The organism is Martinezella rhizogenes (assembly GCF_027460065.1).
Taxonomy (GTDB): Bacteria; Pseudomonadota; Alphaproteobacteria; order Rhizobiales; family Rhizobiaceae; genus Agrobacterium; species Agrobacterium rhizogenes_C.
In genome coordinates this window covers 91,551-113,398 of the sequence record NZ_JAPYZZ010000016.1, presented here as the reverse complement: position 1 = coordinate 113,398, position 21,848 = coordinate 91,551, and the positions used below count along the sequence as shown (strand labels likewise).

18 protein-coding genes are annotated in these 21,848 nt (G+C 59.0%); 6 read left to right on the top strand and 12 right to left on the bottom strand.

Annotated features, from left to right (window positions below):
* Positions 1-103: 103 nt before the first annotated feature.
* The 5 genes from O8B93_RS21465 to O8B93_RS21445 are packed head-to-tail and all read right to left on the bottom strand — an operon-like array spanning position 104 to position 5,585.
* Positions 104-1,252 (bottom strand): hypothetical protein, encoded by a 1,149-nt coding sequence (locus tag O8B93_RS21465; protein WP_269711907.1) that lies wholly within the window; start codon positions 1,250-1,252, stop codon positions 104-106.
* Positions 1,249-1,962 (bottom strand): TfuA-like protein, encoded by a 714-nt coding sequence (locus O8B93_RS21460; RefSeq protein WP_269711906.1) that lies wholly within the window; start codon positions 1,960-1,962, stop codon positions 1,249-1,251. Before O8B93_RS21460 ends, O8B93_RS21465 begins: the two co-directional genes overlap by 4 nt.
* Complete coding sequence (locus O8B93_RS21455) at positions 1,962-3,158, bottom strand: YcaO-like family protein (protein ID WP_269711905.1); 1,197 nt, start codon at positions 3,156-3,158, stop codon at positions 1,962-1,964. Before O8B93_RS21455 ends, O8B93_RS21460 begins: the two co-directional genes overlap by 1 nt.
* 37 nt (positions 3,159-3,195) lie before the next feature.
* Entirely contained in the window at positions 3,196-3,624 is a 429-nt protein-coding gene (locus O8B93_RS21450) for a hypothetical protein (protein ID WP_269711903.1), read from the bottom strand.
* A gap of 8 nt (positions 3,625-3,632) precedes the next feature.
* Positions 3,633-5,585, bottom strand: coding sequence for a BTAD domain-containing putative transcriptional regulator (locus tag O8B93_RS21445; RefSeq protein ID WP_269711902.1), 1,953 nt, complete (start codon positions 5,583-5,585; stop codon positions 3,633-3,635).
* 172 nt (positions 5,586-5,757) lie between these two features.
* Here O8B93_RS21445 and O8B93_RS21440 point away from each other — a divergent pair, with 172 nt between their 5' ends.
* The 3 genes from O8B93_RS21440 to O8B93_RS21430 all read left to right on the top strand — a co-directional run bounded on the left by O8B93_RS21440 (position 5,758) and on the right by O8B93_RS21430 (position 8,123).
* Positions 5,758-6,249, top strand: coding sequence for a hypothetical protein (locus tag O8B93_RS21440; RefSeq protein ID WP_269711942.1), 492 nt, complete (start codon positions 5,758-5,760; stop codon positions 6,247-6,249).
* 154 nt (positions 6,250-6,403) lie between these two features.
* On the top strand, positions 6,404-6,745 hold the full coding sequence (locus tag O8B93_RS21435; protein ID WP_269711901.1) for a hypothetical protein: 342 nt from the start codon (positions 6,404-6,406) through the stop codon (positions 6,743-6,745).
* A 463-nt stretch (positions 6,746-7,208) separates the two neighbouring features.
* A complete protein-coding gene (locus O8B93_RS21430) occupies positions 7,209-8,123 on the top strand; it encodes a TIM barrel protein (RefSeq protein ID WP_174010037.1) in 915 nt (304 codons plus the stop codon).
* A gap of 78 nt (positions 8,124-8,201) precedes the next feature.
* Here the strand turns inward: O8B93_RS21430 and eglC are convergent, their stop codons facing one another.
* Complete coding sequence (gene eglC / locus O8B93_RS21425; RefSeq protein WP_269711900.1) at positions 8,202-9,599, bottom strand: endo-1,3-1,4-beta-glycanase EglC; 1,398 nt, start codon at positions 9,597-9,599, stop codon at positions 8,202-8,204.
* 278 nt (positions 9,600-9,877) lie between these two features.
* Between eglC and greA the strand changes: the two genes are divergently transcribed.
* Entirely contained in the window at positions 9,878-10,360 is a 483-nt protein-coding gene (greA, locus tag O8B93_RS21420) for a transcription elongation factor GreA (protein WP_269711899.1), read from the top strand.
* A gap of 53 nt (positions 10,361-10,413) precedes the next feature.
* Here the strand turns inward: greA and O8B93_RS21415 are convergent, their stop codons facing one another.
* Together O8B93_RS21415 and O8B93_RS21410 are read right to left on the bottom strand one after the other, a co-directional pair.
* Complete coding sequence (locus O8B93_RS21415; protein ID WP_269711898.1) at positions 10,414-11,838, bottom strand: O-antigen ligase family protein; 1,425 nt, start codon at positions 11,836-11,838, stop codon at positions 10,414-10,416.
* 121 nt (positions 11,839-11,959) lie between these two features.
* Positions 11,960-13,294: an SGNH/GDSL hydrolase family protein gene (locus O8B93_RS21410; protein WP_269711897.1), complete on the bottom strand. Its 1,335-nt coding sequence runs from the start codon at positions 13,292-13,294 to the stop codon at positions 11,960-11,962.
* A 412-nt stretch (positions 13,295-13,706) separates the two neighbouring features.
* Here O8B93_RS21410 and O8B93_RS21405 point away from each other — a divergent pair, with 412 nt between their 5' ends.
* Positions 13,707-14,855 (top strand): glycosyltransferase family 4 protein, encoded by a 1,149-nt coding sequence (locus tag O8B93_RS21405; RefSeq protein ID WP_269711896.1) that lies wholly within the window; start codon positions 13,707-13,709, stop codon positions 14,853-14,855.
* A 53-nt stretch (positions 14,856-14,908) separates the two neighbouring features.
* A complete protein-coding gene (locus tag O8B93_RS21400; RefSeq protein WP_269711894.1) occupies positions 14,909-16,003 on the top strand; it encodes a glycosyltransferase family 4 protein in 1,095 nt (364 codons plus the stop codon).
* Positions 16,004-16,057: 54 nt separating this feature from the next.
* Here O8B93_RS21400 and O8B93_RS21395 read toward each other — a convergent pair whose 3' ends face one another.
* From O8B93_RS21395 to O8B93_RS21380, 4 genes are all read right to left on the bottom strand, one after another.
* Positions 16,058-17,263, bottom strand: coding sequence for a glycosyltransferase family 4 protein (locus O8B93_RS21395; RefSeq protein ID WP_269711893.1), 1,206 nt, complete (start codon positions 17,261-17,263; stop codon positions 16,058-16,060).
* 16 nt (positions 17,264-17,279) lie between these two features.
* Complete coding sequence (locus tag O8B93_RS21390) at positions 17,280-18,803, bottom strand: O-antigen ligase family protein (protein ID WP_269711892.1); 1,524 nt, start codon at positions 18,801-18,803, stop codon at positions 17,280-17,282.
* A gap of 78 nt (positions 18,804-18,881) precedes the next feature.
* A complete protein-coding gene (locus O8B93_RS21385) occupies positions 18,882-19,559 on the bottom strand; it encodes a hypothetical protein (protein ID WP_269711891.1) in 678 nt (225 codons plus the stop codon).
* Positions 19,552-21,801 carry a polysaccharide biosynthesis tyrosine autokinase gene (locus O8B93_RS21380; protein WP_269711890.1) on the bottom strand — a complete coding sequence of 750 codons (2,250 nt, stop codon included), beginning with the start codon at positions 21,799-21,801 and terminating at the stop codon, positions 19,552-19,554. The genes O8B93_RS21385 and O8B93_RS21380 overlap by 8 nt, the downstream gene beginning before the upstream one ends.
* Between the last annotated feature and the right edge of the window lie 47 nt (positions 21,802-21,848).

The window sequence follows — 21,848 nt, the reverse complement described above, 5'->3', positions numbered from 1 at the left end:
CTTAAATTCGATGATCGTCAATTAATATTGTTGAAGGTATATATTCAATACAATTTCCACGGGTATTGTGAAGCTTTATTGACGAAACGGCATGGTTTTCCATTCATAATCTTGTGTCCTGATCACGATCTATAGTCTTTATTGCGCAGCGCAACGCGCCGTTGCGGCTCGAAAGGTGGCTCCATCCGGCCACGCCGATTGGCTGAAAGCCCAGCCCGTCCCAGATTTTCCGATTCACCGCGTCAAACTCCTCAAGCGTTTCAGTATCGCCGAAATGCGGAATCCAGACGAATGGCCGTTTCTGACCGGACCGTGTGACATTTTCAAGAACGACATTGTTGTAAAGTCTGGGCAGGCATTTATTGGTGTCGATAGTAGGCACAACCGGAATGGGGTTGCGCTCAATCGCAAAACCCTGCCGTGCAAGCGAGAGGGCCGAAGCGTCCAGTTTCCGTTTCAGCTCGGTTGCGGCGCGGAGATTACATCCGCCCTGCGCGACAGGATCGGCGATGAGCAGGAGCGGACGGCCATTGCGTTCGAGACCGGTGACGGAAACGAACTGATCGACGTGGAAACCGCATTGGTGCATCTTTCCCTCGATTAGTGTCGGGTCGATTTGTACGGCCAAAAGATCGAAGGGGATATTACCGAGGTCTTGCGGCCGGTATCCGAAACTGTGCACGCTTCTGCCGTCGAGCGCCTCAATTTTCCGCCGCCGATGTGCGGTGGCGGCCACCTGCCGTCCGAACCCGCTGTCATCAACGAGGCCGGCATGGCCTACCAGCCGAAAGTCCGGGCCGACAAGCTGGTTGCCGCCCTCCAGTGTTATGTCCGAATGCGTGACTGCTACTCCGAGATGCTCGGCCAGACCAGGGCCGATACTATTCTCCGTCACCAGGACAAGTTCCGGTGCCGCTCCTCGTCCGCGATCGCTTGCCCGCACATGGAACATGTCCTGTATCCACGGATGCGGGATGTTGCCGTTTCCAGAAAGGGGCACAAGTTCGCAGATGCAGCGGATTGGCAGGCTGGCAAGCCAATTTCGTGCCGGTGCAAGAGTGATGTTGTCGATGACTATAACGGCGATGATATCGGAGGGCAGGGCTGAGAGCAGGTTTCCGATTGGGGTGAGCGGTGAAACGGGGTCGTCTACTCCGCTTTTAGCAAAAAAAGCAGCCGGCAACGCCAGCGCGACCGTGCGGATCAAACCGCCGCAATCGGGCACCAGCGGCAGGGGATTGGCGGCGGTCAAGACGCTTCGTCTCCCGCCACCTGTCGCGCAGCCAATTGCTGGAAAAACAGGGTATTCTGCAGTTTCCATGCTGGCGGCGGCGGGGATGGCAGTGGCTCCTCCTTAAGCACCGTCACAAGTCTCGCTGCATCGTTGCGTTTCGCGGATATCGCACGGGCGGCGAGCAGATTTGCCGTTGCGGAGCCGAGACCCGCTTCAGTGGTGATGGCGCGCCAGGTCCTGCAGGTAAAATGCAGGGTGCGGGCGGCAGAGGCCAGCGCGTCGTGTTCCTCGGGGGTGATCGCGTCACAGCAGGCGGCGAGCGTGGCTTCGGCATCGACCAGAGCGATCGTCAGCGGGCGGTAGCCGAGTTCAGCGGGTGCGTGGCTCACCGCCACGTCAGCATCGGAAACACGGTGCCCGTCGCGATAGGCTTCGAATATGTCGCCAATGCCGATCATGCCGAAGGCAGCACATTCCGCCGCCCTCAGGGCCCCCATGCTGGCGGCGCCAAAAACGGTGACACCGCTCGACAGCGCAAACAGGATTTCCTTGTGCCACACCGCCGCGCAATCGCCGTAGAGACCGTCGATCAGCCCGATTGCCCGCGCACCTTGCCGCACCGCTTCGAAAATATCACCGCAGGCTGCCGGTCCGCGACGCTCGAGGCCGGAGAGATGTTCATCTGCAATGCCTTGGATAGACGGGCCTGCAAAAACCACCGGCTTCATCAGAGACCTCCGAGATTTAACAGGTGATCGAGCGTGCGCGGCGAGATGTGTTGCAGGCCGCCGCCGGCCGGGGCGAGGCCGCTTGCCAGAACCCTGACGACATGCAGGCCGGAGACCTCCGTTTCCAGCGGAAAGACATGGATATCCTCGATCCCGCTGATGAAGAGGTGCTCCGCCAGCCGGCGCCATGGCGGTAGGGAGACATCGCCTTCTGGAAAATTGAGATCGGCTGGCATCCGCCGGAGCGGTCGCGCGCCTGATGTCGTCGTGTCTGACATCGACAGGTCGCGCTGGTAGCGTAGCGGGGAGAGATCGTCCCTTGCGCCGCTGATATCGGTCAGCCGCGACTGGATCGCCTCCAGCAGCGCGGCCATGGCGGCGGCATGGGCACTCGGGCGGCAGGCCGCACCGGCGGCGCTGCGGGTGGCCGGCCCGTCCTCAGCCTGAAGCGAGCGGGGCAAGCTCGCCATTACCACCGGCACGCCAAGCGCATTCGTCAGATCGAAGAAGGAGGGCGGCAGGCCGATATCAGAAAGATGTCGGACGAGATCGTCCAGGGACGGGTCCATTCCTGCCGAAAGGAGAAACGGTTGTGGTGCGATAGCGCGCGTTTCGAACGTATCGACGAGAAAGCTGGCGTCGTTTTCGATGAGTTCGAGCAGGGCATGGTAAACCGCATGGTCATGGTCGAACCCGGCCGCGAGCCCTTGCGAGCTCATGCGGAAGGCCCGCCGGTCCCATGGGAAGTCCACACGGAAATCCATGCCGATGAGTTCATAAGGGGCAAAGACCTCCTGCTGCCGGCGAATGGAAATTCCTTTCACCCAGGCGCGTTCCTTGCGCGGATCGAGAGCGTCCGGATCGACCCGGCCGACCGTTTCGAAGGGTATGAGGGGAACGCTTTTGTTCCGCATCTCCTCGATGGAGCCGAAAGCGGTAACGTGTCTGCGGGTTTCTTCGGCAACTGCGCCTTCGGTCGCCTCCATGATCGCCGATAGCCGAGCCTGTTCGGCTAAAAGTCCCTTGCCCTGCGAGACGGAGAGGCCCCGCGAATTGGGCCGGGCCGCAAACCAGACGGGGATGCCGATAATATCGAGGCCGGTCACATCGCCGACGCGGGTGACCCCGAACCGCCGAAGCAGTCCGGGATCGAAGAATGAAGCGTCTGCATGCCCTGAAGCCGCGGTCGCTGACATGGGAGTATCGGCGCCAGTCAAGGCAAGAGGGCCGTCATCAGCGCGTCGTGTTGCTGTCGTCGGCAAGGATGGCGTCGAACAGCTCGCCGGTGACGGAACCCGCCGGGCCAACAGCCTTCAGGGCCGCTTCGATCGGTGCCTGCACCATGCGGTTGAAGTCCCAGCCGGCATCGACCACTTCGCCGATGAAGGCGAAATCGGCTTCGGAAACCACGGCGCCACCGGCGACGAGGGCTTCGATGCCCTGAATCTGCACCTGATCCAGTTCCGTTTCCGGCGCGCCGTCCTGACGAACGAGCATGGACTTTGCGGCGGCCGCCACGCGGGCATAGCCATCCACGCCCGGATGGCTGGCTTCATAAGCGGCAATCGTCTCATGCGATACGGATGCAACCCGAAGCGGCGCCGTGCGAATGAAAAGAACGCCAAAACCCTTTTTTCCAACAATGAAGAAATGCGAGGACATAATATCTCCTATTTGATCCCGGCTAATCGAAGTGCGTTATAGAATAGTTCATTCGCTATCGGGTCTCGGTCCGGAGACAGGCTACTGATCTCCCTTGCGGTCATGCCCGGATAGTTTTCCTGAAGCCTGCCGCCACTTTCGCGGGCGGCGGCCAAATCGCCATGCAGCGCGTGGCTTGCGGTCAGAACGCGCAGCGCCGGTTCGTCATTTTCCATCCGCCCGCACAGTTCCACCGCCGTGCCGTAATCCTGACGTTTGAAGGCGATGCTGGCGCCGGCCCACCAATAGATATCAGGGGCCAGCGGGTTGAGGTCGATGGCCTGCTGAAACTTGTCCCAGGCGATTTCCGCCTCGCCAAAATGCGCAAGCGCATCGGCATGCTGGAGCAGCAAATCGGCGGAGTTGGGCGCGAGCGCCTCCGCCTCGAAGAATTTTTCGGCGGATATGTCGAAATCCCGCTGATAGAGCGCCACGACGGCGCACATCCAGTGCCCGACGCCAAGTGCGGGATCGATCTCGACGGAGGCATCGGCCTCCGCCTTGGCGCGATGCAGCAGGTGGGGGTCATTGCCGCCCAGCATCAGCCATTCCAGCTGCAGGCTCTGCGCCACCCGGGCGCGGGCGACCGCCAGGCTGTGGTCGAGATCGACCGCCTTGCGGAACATCGAGCGGGCTCTCCTGAGAAGCGGCAGGTCGCATTTGCCGCGCAGAAGCTGTTGTCCCTCCAGCAATTGCCGGTAGGCTTCGCCGCTGTGGTTGCGGTCAGGCTCCACCTGCAGCCGCTCGATTTCACGGGCAAGTGCCGCCGCCACCTGTTTGGAGAGCAGCCGGAAGGCGGCATGGATATGCCGCTCGGTCAGGACTGCCTCCAGCGACCAGACGATTTCGCCACTCGCATCCTCGATCAGCGCAACGGACATGCGCGCGTCGTCGAAGACGGTGGAGATGATGCGGTAATCCGCCCGCAGCATGGCGTAGCTGTCGTCCACCCGGTCATGGGCCAGCGCAAAAGTGCTGTGCGGCGAAAGCACGGTGAAGGTGCGGTATCGGACGAGGCTGTTGGCGACATCCTCAACAAAGGCATGCATGACCGTTGGGACCGGCTGCCCGTCGACCCGGGCCGGGCGAACGAATGCGACACGCGGTTTTGCCAATGCTTTTCGGCGGCTGCCTTCTTCGGGCTCCGCCGGGCCCGTTATCGTCGCGGCGAGGCTCTGTATCCGCCGTTTCAGGGCCACGGTTTCCGCTTCAGGCGAGCGGTCCTCCTGGCGAAGCTGTTCCAGCAGGAGCTGATACATGCCTTCGCAGGCGCTGATATTGCCCACGCGTGCATAGGCTGCCATGGCGGCGCGGTAGGTTTCCTCGCGCTCCGGTTCGATCTTGCAGGCGCATTCGGCCAGCCTGGCGATGTCGTTGGAACTCGCCCGCCCAAACCGCGTCAATTCCTCGAGAAGCTGGGTATAGCTCGAAAAGAACAGATCCTTGAGGCGTCGGCGCTCCGAAAGCAGCCAGAGGTAGAGATGATCCTGCCCGGCCTCCAGCCCCTCTAGCAGATCGCCGCCGAATTCAAGCAGGGCATTGAGCCGCCGCATCGGGTCTTCGGCTCTTGCACCGGCCAGGAAAATGGCAAGATCGGTGCGCTGCGCCAGTGCTCCGGCCTTCAGATCGTTCCCTTCTGTCAGAAGGATGGCATCATCCTCATAGGGAAGTTTCTGCAGGCGCAGGATGAGCTGCCGTAAATTGCCAAGCGCCCGTTTCTGCTCGACATTTTCCCATAACAACGACGCGGCGTACTGGCGGGAAAGCGACTGGTTCGGCGCAAGGATGAGGGCAGCGGTGAGGGCAAAGCCCTTGGACGGAAAAAATGCGTCCCGCACCGCTTCACAGCGCGGGGTGCCAAATAGCCGGATCGGTATCAGTTCAGCGTTCCCAGCCACGTTCATCCCCTCATGAAACATCATCTAACAATGTGCTCGGGAAATTGAAAGTCATCATAGCGTTCCATTTGACGCTGGTGTGACGCGGCCTGCCTATTGTCGGAAACAGAAGAATGAATGACGGGCGGAAAACAGCGGATATGCGGCGGGCAGGCATCGGGAATTTTAGACAGTGATCGCGTTTAACGGAAGCTACATGGCGTTCGAGCCGCGTATCGAACCTTACCAGCGTGCCGATGATGTCGGTTATGCGGTCAGCGAATTCATGTGGTTCAAGGGCCGGCCTTTTTATCCGGTTTCGGCGCTTGTTCATGCGAAGGTCGCCCATGCCAGGCTGTCGGTGGAAAAAGGCGACGAGGAAGACGAGGATAATCTCGATATTCTCTTTCGCATGCCGATGGTGGCAGGCGGGCATTTTTTCGAGATCGTGCTGCGGTCGAATGAAGGGACGTCTTACGGCGGCTGGGTGTGGGGAGAAGAGCTGGAAATCCTGAATGAATTCGTCAACGGCTACCGCGTTCTGGCGGGGAAGTTCGATGACAGGCTCATCCGGTTTGAATATTCCAGGCGATTTCACCGTTATCGGACGATTGAGCCGCTGCCGGTGGAAAAGTCCGTGTTCCTGATCCAGCGCGAGACAAAACCTTACGCAGGTGGGCGGGGTCTGCCGGGAAACCCGGCTCCCTAATCGTGGGGACGCTTTGCCTCAAGAGGGCGCAAGGCGTGGAGAAAGAGGGGCGATTGACGCGGCGGGGGTCGTGCATATCGCAGCATGCCCGGTAAAGCGCGGCTTTACCTGATGTCACCGGAATATTTTTATTTTTATTGTGTGGAACATTATGATGCCCAATAGAGGTAATGTGCGTAACAGGGGGATATCACCGCAACTTGTGACGGTGGGCTGTGCTTCCGGCGACAGTGCGCTTTCCGATGCGGAAAGGGCTGATAACGCGCCGCGTCCGCTTCTGCGCAGCGAAAGGCTTTACGTTGTCGGTGAGCAGATCTCCCCGACACCATCGCCATCTTTCGTCCAGGATGATCTGGCTGCGGCGTGCGCACCGGCTAGGGCCGAGATTCGCAATAGGGTTGTCGATACCGATATCAGGATCGCAAAATGGGCGTGGGCGATATTGGCCATCGCACATTGCTGGCTGATCTATTTCATGGTCAATAATCTCGGTTGATATCTCTCGCCCGAAGACCGCTGTCTTCGGTCCGCTGATCGCTCAGACAATCGCCACCGCACGTCGCGGGCACCCGGCGACCCCAGATTTACAGAGTTCGCTACCATAGGGCGCCATCTGCTGAACCGGGTGCGAGTTTCAGCCTTTACCAACGGCCCTTGCACGCTCTTTCCTCATGACGACGAGTGTCTATCCAGGGACCTTGGCTTTCCGCTCATCACGCCCGGAAATGTCATAAAGCTGTAAATGAAGAAACTTAATTGAATGATCGGTTTCAACACAAACCGATCACCATGTTACCGTCGCTTTCCACCGAGCGGCGGCGACCGTGGACTTTTCTGACGACATCGCGTCGGTCGGCATAGACGACGTCAAAATCGACCGACCGGACCTGTTTTCATGCGGCACGACGTTGCGGTGTCGCACGGCCCCGTATGACCTTTTTAGCTCTGGAGATGACGACGTGAGCAATCTTATAGGTACCGGCTTTAATGCCGGCTCGGACGATGGCGAACTGGCCACACTCGAAAGCGATCTGCGCGCGCTTGCCGATATCGGCTGCGACACCGTCGAGATTGCGGTGACAAGCCTGGACCTGATCGCCGGCGGCCGCATCATCGAGGAACGCGCCGGGCGTTTCGTGGCGCTCGCAAAGCAGTTCGGCTTCCGCTACACCGTGCATGGTCTGGTATCGTCCAATTTCATGGATCCGGTGACCTGCCGTTACCAGATTGACGCCGCCAAGGCGCTCGCCGTTCTCTGCGATCGTATCGGCGCGGGTATCCTCGTTCAGCATAGCGGCGCGCTGCGTGCCGATCAGATTGCCGAACGGGCCGATGCCGACGCCCGCGAGCGGGAAGCGCTTTTCGAACTGGCGGAATTCTGCAAGCCCTATGGCGTGCGTATCGCGCTTGAAAACATCTTCTCCACCGAGCCCGGCCAATATCGCCAGACGCCCACCGAGGTGGCTGCGACGGTGAAGGCTCTCGGTCACGACAATGTCGTGGCGCTGATCGATTTCAGCCATGCCTATCTCGAATCCACCTATCGTGGCCTCGACTTCCGCGCCGAGCTTCGCGCCATGGCGCCGGTTGCCGGTCACCTGCATGTGCACGATTCCTTCGGCCGCCCTCAGGGCTTTTATGAGCCCTACTTCCCGCAGGAGAGCACGGCGTTGGGCATCGGCGACCTGCATATGCCGCTCGGCTGGGGCGATATCGACTGGCAGGACATCTTCTCGGAGCTCACCTTCCTGCCGGATACCGTGCTGATGATGGAAATCGGCCGCCGTTACCGTGCAGAGCAGCCGGCAAGCCTCGAAACGGCGCGGCATCTGATGTCGCTGAATGCCGCACGCACCCAGCTGGCGGCTGAATGATGCGCCTCAACAAGGCCTAGTCGCGACGGACTGATATGTGAAACACCGGCAGTCAAACACGATTGCCGGTGTTTTAAGTCATGCCGCCCAGTCGGAGAGCGAATAGGCCCTGATGTAATCGATCATCATCTGTGAGCCGTCGCCGAAATCGCTGGCCGATGGTGTTCCCGCCATTCCGCCAACGGCAAGGTTGACGACCATATACATGGGGTCATGCATATCGTCAGGCGTGTCCGTCTGGGCAACGGCGACGTCGTCGAAATACCAGGTGATGTGTTCGGCATCCCACAAGACGCCGTAAGTGTGAAACCCCTCCGTGCTCGGCACGCTGACATTGTTTATGACCGATGTCTGCTCGCCGGTGGCATTGGAATGGGTGGACATGATGAGCGTGTTGGGATTCTGACCGCGCATTTCGATGACATCGAGTTCCGGCGGCCAGGAGCCGTTTTCCGGCAGCAGCCAGAAGGCCGGCCATGCGCCCCGGTCGGTCGGCATATCCGCCCGGATTTCAAAATAACCATAGGTCTGGCTGAAGGAGGAATAGGTGTTCAGCATGCCGGACGTATAGTCGTAACCCTCGACTTCATCGGCGATCGACTGCGTGGTTTCCGCGGCGGTGATGGTCAGGACGCCGTTTTGAACGCTGAACGGATTGACCTCCGTCGTGCCGGCATAAGCAGGGTTGACGTACCATTGCGCCTCGCCATTGGTCGTCAGCGAGCTTCCCTTTTCCGGCGCCCACCAATATTTGGCATCCCAGATACCTTGACCGCCACTGCGCAGCGACAGCGCGTCGAATTCATCGGCAAAGGTCTGGGTAAAGGACGATCTGTCGAGGCTGAGTTCGAACTGGTCGGCCCGAAGATCGTCCACGGTCGTTCCTGCAAGAACGACGGCTTCGCCATTCGAAAAATTGAGCCAGAGGTCGTTGCCCTGCTGTGTGGCATTGCCGACAAGCTGATCGAAAGACGTGATGCCGTAGCCATTGAGGCGGATCGTGTCATTGGCGCTGAAATCCATGATGAGATCCGTGCCGTTGCCGCTGGTGAAAACGAAGGTGTCTGCACCGCCGCCGCCGATCAGCACGTCGTTGCCAGCCCCGCCGTCGATCGTCTGGCTGCCCGATCCGCCGGTGATGATATTGTCGAGCGAATTGCCGAAGGCATAACGCCCGTCGCCCGTTACCCGCAGGTTTTCGAAATTCTCGGGCAGGGTATAGCTCATCCAGGTATCGATGGTATCGATGCCTTCGCCGGCATTTTCGACGGCGCGATTGATGCTGGAATAGAGATAATAAATATCGTCACCCGTGCCGCCCGCCATCGTTACGTTGACGGAACTGTCGCCCCACATGGAATCATTGCCGGCCGTGCCGCCGAGCAGGGGGCCGGAACCCGTGGCGGAGAAAAATCCGGTGGAACTGCCGCTGTAATAGAGTGTGTCTCCAAGCGCATTCACTACTGTGCGGGCCATGAACCGTCTCCTGTCCGTTCGCGTTGGTGTCCTCACTCCTCCCTGCTGCACACCCTAACAGGGCAAAAAGTCTCTCGTTAGGCCGAATTATGAGGGGTATGTTTCCTTTTGGTTGCATCGCGCAGCTGAACGGCCGCGTTGTCATCAGCCGGTTCCGCCTGCTACATGTCCGTTTTTGAACTAGCGCGGCGTGGTCTTGCCGTGCCCCCGTGGGCGATGGCAAGATTGGATCGGATTGAAGATGCCGAGCGTGGCATCTCGGCAGTGGAGTGTCAGGATTGAGCGTAGCCTTCACCAAGGAAGACAGTGCGGAAACCGCAGCCGAAACCGTTCTGCCGGATCGGGTGATTTCGCCTCATCTCAATCTGGTGACGCAGGCCGGGCTGAAGGCGCTGGAACAGCAGTTGCAGCTGGCGCGGCAAGCTTGCGAGGCGGCCAATGCCATCGAAGACATCAATGAAAGACGGCGCCTCTCGGCCAGTCCCCTGCGGGATATGCGATATTTTGCGGAGCGGGTGCGCACGGCACAACTGATGCCTGATCCGCAGGCGGATGGCGTCGTCGCCTTCGGCAGCCTGGTGACCTTCAGTCGTGATGACGGTCGAACGCAACGGTTCCGGATCGTCGGTGAGGATGAGGCTGATCCTGCAGCGGGGACGATGTCCTATGTCTCCCCAGTTGCAAGGGTACTGATGGGAAAAACGGCCGGTGATCTGGTCAGCCTGGCCGGCAGGGAGATCGAAATTATCGACGTCGCCTGACGCCTGTGCCGGAACGGACATAGGAGGCCCTCAACCTGGGAGCCTCTTTATCGCTATCTGCTGTCAGACAATAACGGGCTCAGACCCGGATTGCCCATGACGCGTGCTTCTTCTCGGTGGTGCGCGTCATCCGCCGTCCCCAGCATCCGCATCATCGTGTTTTTCAGGAAAAGCCTGAAGTCCAGATCTATGGCGGCGTAGGCGAGGGCGAGCCCCACATGAGCCATGAAGACGGGATTGAAATTCAGCTCTTCGAACTGATATCCGATAATGATCCCGATTGCCGAATAGACAAAAAAGCCGACCTTGCGTTTCCGGAAAATTGCATAAAACAGCGCAAAGGCGCTCATCACGCAAAATCCCAGGCCGGAAGCGTAAGCGGTGGCCATGAAGCCGTTATGGGGCGTACCGATTTTCGCGATACGGGCGAGCTCTTCATATCGCGCGGTAAATCCTATGCCCAGAGGATGCTGGAACATGACCTGGAAACCGCCGGTGATCGTCTCCCACCGCTCATGCAGGTTATTGCTGCTATTGCTGTCCTCGAGAAATCGTTTTGAAAAAACCTCTCCCGCAAAATCGAAAGCGCCGAGCGGCAGAATGGCGGCGATGACGAGGGCACATAAAGCAAAGCCGAAATAGGTGCTGAGCAGCATCTTGATCGAAAAATTCCGGACGTAGAAATAAAGTCCGATGGCGAGAACGGCAAACACGCCAGAACGGTTGAGCGTGAGCGTGAAGCTCGCCAGATATATGAGCAGAAACACGGCAAACAGCGTAGGTCGCCTTTGCCGTTCGGCGACATATGCGGCCGCGGCTCCGGCCAGCGCGAAGACTGGTCCCGCCGTGTTGCCCACGGGCCAGATGCCGCCTGCCTTTTCGACGCGTAAAAGCAGCGGGGTTATTTCACCTTTTGCCGCCAGCTCCAAGACGCCTGCCTCATCGAACATGAAGGATAATCCGACTGATGCGAGCTGATCATGGATGACTGTGTCGAGGAAAAGCAGAGCCGTCACCGCTATGAAGCCGGCAAATATGCCCCAGCAGAACAGTTCAAGGAGGTTTTCCTTGAACAGCATATAGGCAAAGAACAGAAAATAGACCGCATAAAAATAGGTCATCGCCGTCGTATAAAATTCGCCGTCACCACGCGCGTCGGCGAAGAGGGCAGTGAGGACGAAAAAAACAGTAAGCGGCAGCAGATAGAACAGGACGATGGAAGGCGTCAGGCAGCGAATGTAGGGCAGCGCAATGACAGGCAGGGTCATCAGCACCAGCATGTCAGTAATGTTGAGGAAACGCAGGCCAATATTGCTGGTCAGCACATTACATTGAATGAAGAAGCCGATGGAGAAAACGAATACTGCGAGAAAGATAGCGGGAATATTGAATGTCTTTGAGGGATAAAGCGGCATTGCCAAAACGAAACCTGGTAGAGCAGGACGGTTTGACGCCGCAAGATTGGCTTGTCGTTTCATTCGCTGCCTTCATCTCTTATGGGCGGTTGTAATCGGTCTCGTAAGGAGAGCGCTACCGCGCGGCAATAAATATAATATGGCGACCATTAGTGGGCTTGATGACGTCGTCACGCAAGATATTTTATCTCAGACCGCCTCTCGGCAAGTCTCCTTCCACGGCAATGACCCGTTGAATGTGAACGGGTTCATTTGAGGCGGGAACACTGGTGCCGAACGCCGGAAGGATCCTCATGTAGAAATTATATCCGGACGGGCTGATATCGGCGTCGACGGCTATTCCGTTGGCGGTGGCCCACATCCAGCCGCTGTTGCCGAACATGTTTGCGCCCCCGAATTGCAGGGCGGAGCATGAGATCGTTCTGGTTGCGCCGCCACTTTTGACGACCAAAGTCATGTAGGGGAGACGTTGTTTTTCGTTGTTTTTGTAAAGCACGGCAAAAGAAATCGTCCTGCCGATCATCGCTGCAGCCTCCGAATTGCGGAAGTAGCGCGTGATTCCGGCCGTTTGGTTGCCATTTGCGTAGAGGGCAAGGCTGCTGGCGAACGATGAGGAAAAGATGACCTCTGTGGTTTTGATGGCGGAGCCCGGCGCGGTCAGGCCCCAACCCGTGGGAATGGAGCCCGACCAGTCGGTGAAATCGCCATTGCCGATGAGATTGGCGGCAGCAAGTTTTGGCCAAGAAGGCGTCTGAAAATTGCTGTCGAGTGCCGAAGCCAGATAGGCCTCGAAGAGGGTTCGGGCAACAAGCCGGGATCCTGTATCGTTTGGATGGATATTGTCCTTGTAAAGAGCGGTGTCCTTTCCCTTCGCCAGAAATGTGGCGTGCGTATCCACCAGCGTGAGGTTCGGGTGTGCTCGGGCCAGCTCGAGGGTTGCCTGATAGACCTTGTCGTAACCCGTCCCGTCCCGCCAGGGGTTCTGCGTGGTGATGAGCTGTGGCGTGGCTGGCCATTGCCATTCGGTCATGCCCAGAGGACCGAGCAGACTGGCCCGCCCTGAACTAAGGATGCCACCCGGCATTTCGAAGGTCTGCATATTATGGCCATGATGCATGATACACAGATCGGGCCGGGGAATTTTCAGCGCCGCGGCGCGCTGCTCTGCCAGCATATACCCCGCCATGCCACCCGGCAGCGTTGCGAGATAGAGTGTGAGCGTTGCTCCCTTGCCGGTGCGCAGGGTCACGGGATCCGCATAGGCCTTCGGCCCGGTGGCGGCGCTCGTCTCCCATTCCGCCCAGCGGTATAGTATCACCTTCGCATCGTGCAGATCGCCGAGCATCATGGCAAATTGCTGAAACGGTCCAGCTTCGGCGTGGGCGGTGCTGTCGCCGTTCACAAAGATCGTGGCATTCCGGCCGGCCGTCAGCAGGGCGCGCAAGGGGGAAAGTACGGATACCGAGAGGCTGGTGACGCCGAGTTTCTGCGGGCGGATACCGAGCGTTACACCGATCATGCCGCCACCTCTTCCGTTCTCGCCATATATATGCATAAGTTGTCTTTGCACGGTGTCATCGTTCGTTCTCCTGGTCTGGCCTCAGGATAATCCGGTCTCGAAGGGCGGGGAAAAAGATACGGGCAGCAAGACCGCGAGCAGTGAAAAAACTGATCGCAACAAAGTGTTTTTGGGTTTTGGCCTGAATATAGAAATAGAATATTTGACTTTATATTTTCTGCTGTTGATTTTTTTTATGAATAAAGGTCTGAATGCTGGTATTTTTATCTAGCGACGCGCCATTATGTGCGATTTCCGTTGAAAATAATTTCTTCGCGCTCCGACAGGTGATTTCTTGTCGCGGAGCTGCCGCTCATTCCCGCAATCACGGCCAGAGTCGCCACTCTTCGCTTCATCCGAAAGGGGGGATGCGATGACCTCAGCTCTGTTTGTCAGCCATACCGGAGAGAAGGGTGGCGCCGAGCTTTTCCTGGCGGACCTCGTCAAGGCTGGGCCGCATTCCTGGCGCGCCTGTTTTCTCAGTGGCGGTGCTAACGCAGAAGATCTGGCCGAGGCCGGGCGACCGCCGGTGATGTTATCGGCTGGAGAGAAAATGCTGTCGATCCGTCGTAATTCGTCATTCGGCGCGCTGGCGCGCGGAGCGGCCGACGTGATGGCGGTTGCCTGGCAGTTGAGCCGCGAGGCGAGACATTTTGATGTGATCTGCGCCAATTCGCAGAAGGCGCTTTTTGTCTGTGCACTTGCAGCAAAGCTCAGCCGGCGGCCGCTCGTCTGGATATTACATGACATCGTCACCGATCCGGCTTTCAGCGCCACCAACCGCCGTGCTTCGCTGGCTTTTGCACGCCTTTTCGCCAGGCTGGTGGCGGTCAATTCTGAGGAAACGGGCCGGGCGTTCGTCGAGGCCGGCGGCGAAGCGGATAAGGTTCGCATCGTTTACAACGGCTTCGATCCCGCAAAAGCAAAACTTCATGACGCTGGCATGGCTGCGCGGCTGCGGGCGGAGCTTGGTCTTGGCCCGCAAGCGCTTGTCGGCCTGTTTGGCCGCTTGAGCGAATGGAAAGGGCAGCATGTGTTTCTTGATGCTCTTGCCACCATGGAAGGCGTGCAGGCCGTCATCGTCGGGGGCGCCCTTTTCGGACAGGAAGCCTATGAGGCGCGCATTCGCGAACAGGCGTCGCGTCTGGGGCTGGATGGCCGCGTCCGCTTCCTTGGTTTCCGTTCGGATGTGCCGGAACTGATGGCGTCGATGGATGTGGTTGCCCATACCTCGATCGTTGCCGAACCCTTTGGCCGGGTGGTTGTGGAGGCGATGATGTGCGGGCGGCCGGTCGTCGCCACGCGTGGTGGCGGGGTTACTGAAATCATTCGTGATGGAGAAACGGGCCTTCTCGTGCCGCCGGGGGATGCGTCGGCGCTGGCGGCGGCGCTTGGTGCGATCCTGTCTGATCCGGCTCTGGCGCAAAGGCTGGGACAGAGCGGGCGGGAGGATGTGAGCGACCGTTTTTCGCTGGAAAAGACATGCCGATCCGTCTCCGCATTGCTGACAGAGGCCGCGTAGTCTCGCCCCGTGATTGACAGAAATAGCCAATGCCGGCAGGCGGAAGGGCCCGAATGCGCATTCTTGTAAACATGCCCAGTCAATATGGCGGCAAGGCCTCCGGTGTGGCGCGTGTGACCTTCAGCCTGCTGGAGCGGCTGCTGGAGCAGACGGGTGACGACTATATTCTGCGCTCGCCATGGACGAGGGAGCAGCTGCCGGAAAGCTTGCGTGACAGCCGGCTGGAGCTCTTAGAGACGCCGCGGCCGCGTATCATGGTTTTTGACGTGGTGCGTCAGGCCGCCATGCTGCCTGTGCTGTGCCGCCGGCACGGTATCGATGTGCTGTTTAATGTCGATCCATTTGGAAGCCCTCTTGGCGGCAAACGGCGCCTCACCCTCGTTCATGATCTTTATTTCAAGACCATTCCCGAGCAGATCGGTCGGCGGGCGACCCTGACGACGGATTTCATCTTCAGGCTGATGGTGGCCGGCTCGGACAAGGTCATCTGTGTATCCGAGGCGACCCGGAAGGACCTGGCGCACTTTTATCCCGCCGCCGCCGGCAAAAGCCTGACCATTTATTCCGACAGCACTCTGAGTGTCGATCCCGATGCTGTCAATGCGACCTCTCCTGTCGCCGGCCGTTACATCCTGGCGGTCGGAAACGCGACGTCGAACAAGAATTTTGCGCTCCTCGGCAAAGCCTTCGCGATAATCGGTAGAAAATGGCCCGACCTGCGGATTGTGCATGTGGGTCGTGACGAGGCGGAGGAAATTACCGGCGCGCTGGATGATCCGGAGCTGAAGGCCCGGCTGATCCGGCTTTCGGGCATAGATGACCGCCAACTGGCCGAACTTTACCGCCACGCCGCCTGCCTTTGTGTCCCTTCCACCTATGAAGGGTTCTGCCTGCCCGTGCTGGAGGCGCAGCAGCTTGGATGCCCGGTCGTGTGCTCCAATCGCTCCGCCACGCCGGAAATCGCGGGCGAGGGGGCGCTGACGTTTGATCCAGCCGATGCCCAAAGCCTTGTTGCGGCCCTCGAGCGACTTTTGGGAAATCCCGAACTAGCAGGGAAGCTTCGTCAGGCGGGTTATGAAAACCGCAAATTATATTCGTGGCAGAAAGCCGCTGAGAGTTATGCGCGGCTTTTTCACGCTAAGGCCTGACGATCGGGGTGATACACTCTGAGGAAGAGGCGGTTTTTTAGCCCAGCACCCGACCTATGCTTTAGCGCCACCGCGCACGTCCGAATAGAGCTTTTCATAAGCCGCGACGACCCCTTCGGGGGCGACACCCTGACGAATCCGTTCCTGCGTTTCAGGCGTTTCCGTGAGCATGGCGGGATCGCGCATTGCTTCCGCCATGCGTGCCGCGAGTTCGGCGGCATTGCCCGGCGCAAAAAGACGCTCCTGCCTTTCCGGGCCGATCTGTTCGGCAACACCGGCGAGGTTGGCGCCGATGACGGGCACGCCGCGCAGAATGGCTTCGGCGACGGTGCGCCCGAAGGCCTCCGGCCACAGAGGCGGGACAATGAGGCAGTCGATGCCGGCGAAAAATTGATCGGCCTCGACATAACCCGGAAATTCGACCGGAAGGCCCGCTGCTTTTTGCTGATAGGCTTCGATACCATCGGGTGCACGACCCGCCATGACCAGTCGCCAGCCTTGTGAAGGAAGGAATCGCAAGGCGTCGATCAGCAAATCCGCGCCTTTCGCGGCTTCGATACGTCCCAGATACCCGAAGACCAGCGGCGCTCCGGGAGGCCGGGCAATGCGCGGTTTTGGTGAATCCGGCGGTGAAATGGCATTCCAGATCACGGTGCGACGGCTCTCAGGCACGTGGGTGAAAAACCCGGCCCGCACGTGGCGCTCAACGATATCGCGACCGACACCGGCGACGGCATCGACCGCACATTGGCAACGCCGGTGGAGATAGGAAAAGGCACGGCATTTTTTGCTGCTGCCATCACAGATGTGCCCGTCATGAAACAGGGAGCCATTGGTACACATGCTGGTAAAATCATGCAGTGAATGAACGAGGGGAATGCCGCGTTTTCGGATCATCGGCCAGATCAACGGTGTCAGTTCCGACAGCGAATGGGTATTGACCACGTCCGGCTTGAACTCATCGATGACGTGCGCGAGCCGACGAACGAGGCGTGGATCAAGTTGCACAGCGATTTTGTAATATTTCCGCTTCCATTCCGGCTGTTGCCCCCAATCGCCTATGAAGAACGGCGTGGTATGCCCAAGGCGATGAATGGCGAAACCGTCGCGTTGTTCCGGCACCTGTCGTTCACGGGAGATGGCGGCCACCCCGACGGTGTGACCTTTATCGGTGAGTCCACGCGCAAGGTCTTCTACGAATATTTCCGCACCGCCCACTCGGTCCGGGGAAAACAGCGAGGTTATCTGCAATATCCGCATGCTCAAATTCCTGCCCTTATGGTTCTGAAATCACGACGGCTGAAGATTGCCTCTGCCTTTTGCGCGCGTCGCGCTCCACCCCGGGCGGGTTCAGGCAAAGTGTGACGACGGGGGCGAGAAAAACCGCATAAGCCATGGCGAAGCCGGGGATTTGCAGCGAAAAATCAAGGATTGAATGCAGCAGGACAAGTAGCAGCGCCGCAAGGCCGAGATGAGATGCATAACGATAATTCCTGCGCTTGCGGGCCCCGCGAATGAAAATTGTCAGTTGGATCAGCACGAAAAAAGCCACGTAGAATGGGAAAACCACGCCAAGTGTCAAAAAGCCCTCGGCATAGACATTGTGGGCATGGGTGACGACGGCGTCCACGCCACATCGCGCTGCGTGATAGGGGGCATAGATTTCGGCGAAGCTCGAAAGACCTGATCCCAGCGGCCAATTGTCGGTAATGGCGCGTGCGATGCCGGGCATGTAGCAGAAGCGCATGTCGTCTTCCAAACGCGTTTCCATGCGTATTGCTACTCGATTGGCGAAAAGCGCAAACAGGGCGATGGCGACAGCGATCACGAGCGCGGCGCGACGTCTCGACCCGCGCTGCTTGCGCCGGCTGGAGGCGCCGTTGCGACCGCCTTTCGTAGCAGAATTGAAAACTGTCAGAAGGATCAGGAAAATCAATGCTGCAAGGCTGGAGGCTATTCCCGCACGCGATCCCGTCAGCATCAAAGCGATGAAGGAGAAGCCGGCGAGTACGCCGATAAAGACAGACTTGCGTATCAGTTTTTTCTGATCGGCCGGCACGGTCAGGCGATTGGCGACGAGTGCTTTCACCATTGCCCAGTCAGGTGCCAGAAGGCTTTTGTGCAGCAGCATGGCGAGGGTAAGAAGGATGAGGCCGAAGAAGGTCGCGGCGGTATTGCGGTTGACGAAAAGACCGGTCAGGCTGCCGAGATAGAAGCGTTTCTGGATGAAGCCGAGTGCGTCGGGAAAAAGCGCGAATTGCACGATTGAAAACAGCGCCAGCCAGCCGCCGGCGATTGCGAACCATCGCAGGGTTCTTGCCGCGCGTTCATCGGTGTCGAAAATCACGAGTCCGGTCATGAAGGCGCCGAAGGGCAGGGCGGCGCTCATGAGGCCGAGCCAGTCATCCGCGGGTGTGAGCGAGACGGTTGCGGTCGGCGCAATCTGCGTGAACATGGCGGCGGTGGACCAGGCCGGGTTGGGGCGCGCCATTGCCGGCATGGCCGATGTTTGCAGCAGCATCTGCACGATGAGCGCGCCCAATAGAAAGCAGGCGGCAAGAAGCACCTTGCCCGCACCGGCCCTGGGTGGTCCGAACAGAAGGATCGCCGGCACCAGCAGCAGATAGATGGCAGCCGTGACAACGATGCGGCTTTCGATATCCGTGGCACCTTGATTGAGCAGTGCCAGCAGAAAAACGGCCCAGAACACGACGATCGCCACCGGCCGGGCATAGTTTTGAAATGCCATCGGTTGAGGCTGCGAGGAGACTTGTTCTGATCGGGCTTCGGTAAGCGACATTCTGGCGGCTTTATCGGTAGGTTTGGTGGTGGCTGAATCTCAATGAAGGGCGAGGTTTTGCCCTTTTGTCATTCTCAATCATGGCAGCGTCGTCGGGTGTTTTGTGCCGACCAGCGGTGGTTTCGGGCAGACTGCCGCCAGGGTCCACCGAAGGATTTCCCCTTCCATGCCGCAGACGACGGCCGTGTCCGCGTCGCGCGCCGCTATGGCCTGAGGCAATGCATCCCTTTGAAATTTCTGCCACATCACGAAACGTCCGCGGATCAGATTGGCATCGGCGGGTCCATAGAGCTGTGAAAAATTCATCAGCACGGCGATTTCCATGGGGGAGGCGTCACGAAGGGAACGGACCATGGCAAGACGCAGCCAGACATCGCCATTTGCGGGCAGGCAAAAGAGCGAATGGCGAATAAAGGTCTCGGCAAAATCGAGCCGCGCCATGCCGGAAGCAGATGCTGGATCGGCGCCATTGGCATCGAGATCGGCCAGGACGAGCCGCAGCCCGGCCTTGACGATATCCGACCGGCAGATTTTTTCTGTGACGATGGGGCTGAGTTCAGGGACCGTTGCGGCAAGGAGAGCCGGCGCCAGACCGTTATTGTCGTCGGCGATTTTCGCCATTGCGACAATGTCGGAAAAGCGTCGGCTTTGCGAAAATGCCTCAGCCGCGACGGACAGCACAAAAACGGAAATGACGAGGACTGGCACGACCGCGAGGACTTTCCGCAGGCGCGTCACGCCGTCACGCCTAGTCATGGTAATATCGCGTGTAGCGCGAATGATAATATTCGCTGGAACCATAGGCGCGATAGAGCTTCAGCTTTTCGGTATCCACCTTGTTGAGGATGACGCCGAGACATTTCTTGCGGATGTGGACTTCGTTCTCCACGGTGTTGCGCACCGCCCTGCGTGCGGTTTTGCCCCATTCCGTGACGAAGATGAAGCCGTCTATCCGTCCCGCCATCGCACGAGCATCCACCACCGGCCCGAGCGGCGGCAGGTCGACGATGATGTAGTCGAAAGCGCTGCTGGCTTCGGCCAGCAGCTTGTGCATCTGCGCCGAGGTCAAGAGTTCGGAGGAATGGGGCACCCGCTGTTTGACTACCGTGGGCAGGAAAGCAAGGCGGGTCTTTTCGTCGCGAAGCAGCACATCCTGTAGGCTGCGACCTTCCAGCAAGACTTCGAGCAGGCCTTCGCCGGCGTGACGCGCCATGGCGCGCGTCGCGCCAGGATTGCGGATATCCGCATCCAGCAACAGGACCCGCGCGCCCTGTCCGGCAAGCAACTGCGCGAGATTGATCGAGATCGTCGATTTTCCCTCGCTCGGCAGGGACGAGACAACGCCGACAATCCGTGCACCGCTCTTGGCGGGAATGCCGAGATCAATGGCCAGTCTGGTGCTGCGCAGCGTTTCGGCAAAGGAGGAGAGCGGATGATCGACCGCATATCGGGCGACGCTGGTGGGGCGCGTCAGGCCGGGATGGCCGTTTTCCTGTGCCTCTGTCGTCGGCTGGTTCGGGATGAGCGGGGTGTTGCCGAGGAATTCCAGCCCCAGCACATCGCGAACCTGGTCGCCGGTGCGGAAAAACCGGTCGCGGAATTCGCGGAACATGGCGATACCGCCGCCGGCTGCCGCGCCCATGATCATGAACAGCACCAAAATGATGGGCTTGTTCGGTTTGCTTGGCATGTAGGGCGGCATCGCCTTGGAAATAACACGCGCTTCCGTCACGGGGAAGGATTGCTGCTGCATCGCTTCCTGATAACGCTGCAGGAAGGTCTGATACATGTTCTTGTAGGTTTCAGCTTCGCGCTGCAATTCGCGCATCTGAACCTGTGTTTCGCTGGCGGAATTGCTGATATCGGTTGCTTTGGCAACGCTCTCGGCAAGCGATTTTTCCTTCGCCTCCGAAACCTCGAGATCACTTTTGTAACTCTGTGCGATGCGGCTGATTTCCTGGAACATCAACCGCCGGTATTCCTGCATTTCATTGCGCAGACGCACGGCTTGTATGTGGTTGCTGCCGAGTCGTCTGGTAATTTCTGCCTCGATCTTCGAGGACTCAAGATATTTCTTGCGCAGGTCGTTTGCGACGGAGCTGTCGAGAATATCGGTGACGACAGCGTCGACATCGTCGGTGGCGAGAATGTGCTCGATACGCTGCACCCGCGCCCGCGCCTTTGCCGTTTCCGACTGGGCCAGAATAAGGGCGCTGTTGGATTCGGCCAGCTGCTGATCGGAAAGCAGGCCGTTATTGCCGGTGGTGATCAGGTTATGTTCGGCCCGGAATTTCTGCACGGCAAGGTCGGTATCGAGCGCCCGCTGGCGCAATTCCGCAATCCGATCGGACAGCCAGTCGCTGGCCCGCCGCGTCGCTTCATATTTGGAGTTCAGCTTGTCCAGCAGATAGGCCGAGGCCACGGCATTGACGATCTGCGCGGCAAGAACCGGCGATGTCGAGTTGTAGGTGAGTTCCAGTGCGTAGGTGCGGCCGATGCGCTTGACACTGAGGTCGTTGAGCAGGCGATCCGACAGGGATCGCTTCAGGGTTCCATCGTCGATGACAGCTTCTTTTTTCGTCGGCGAGAACCATTGCGATACGTTGACGAGCGAGCGGATCGTGCCGAAAATCGAGCTCAGAAGCGATGCGCGTGTTGCCCTGAATTCCTGGTTTTCCGTGAGTTTGAGACTATCGACGACGGCAAGCCCGATGGTTTCCGATTGCAGCACCTCGACCTGGCTGAGAATGGAGGCCTCGTCCTCCACAACGCCGCCGATCGTCGAAAGCTGTTCGACAATCTGGCTGTTGTTGCGGTCGATCAACAGAGTGGCCGTGGCCGAATAGATCGGAACGGCCGTCGCGGCAAAGGCGAGGCCGATTGCCCCGGCAACGGCGATTGCGGCGAGCACAACGCGCCATTGCCGGCGGATAATCGCAAGCGCGGCATCGATGTCGATAAACTCGGCCGTCAGTCCGCTTTTATCGTAATCGGACATTGTCAGGGGATCGTGCCTTTGCAACAACTGTCAGCCTCGCTCATTTC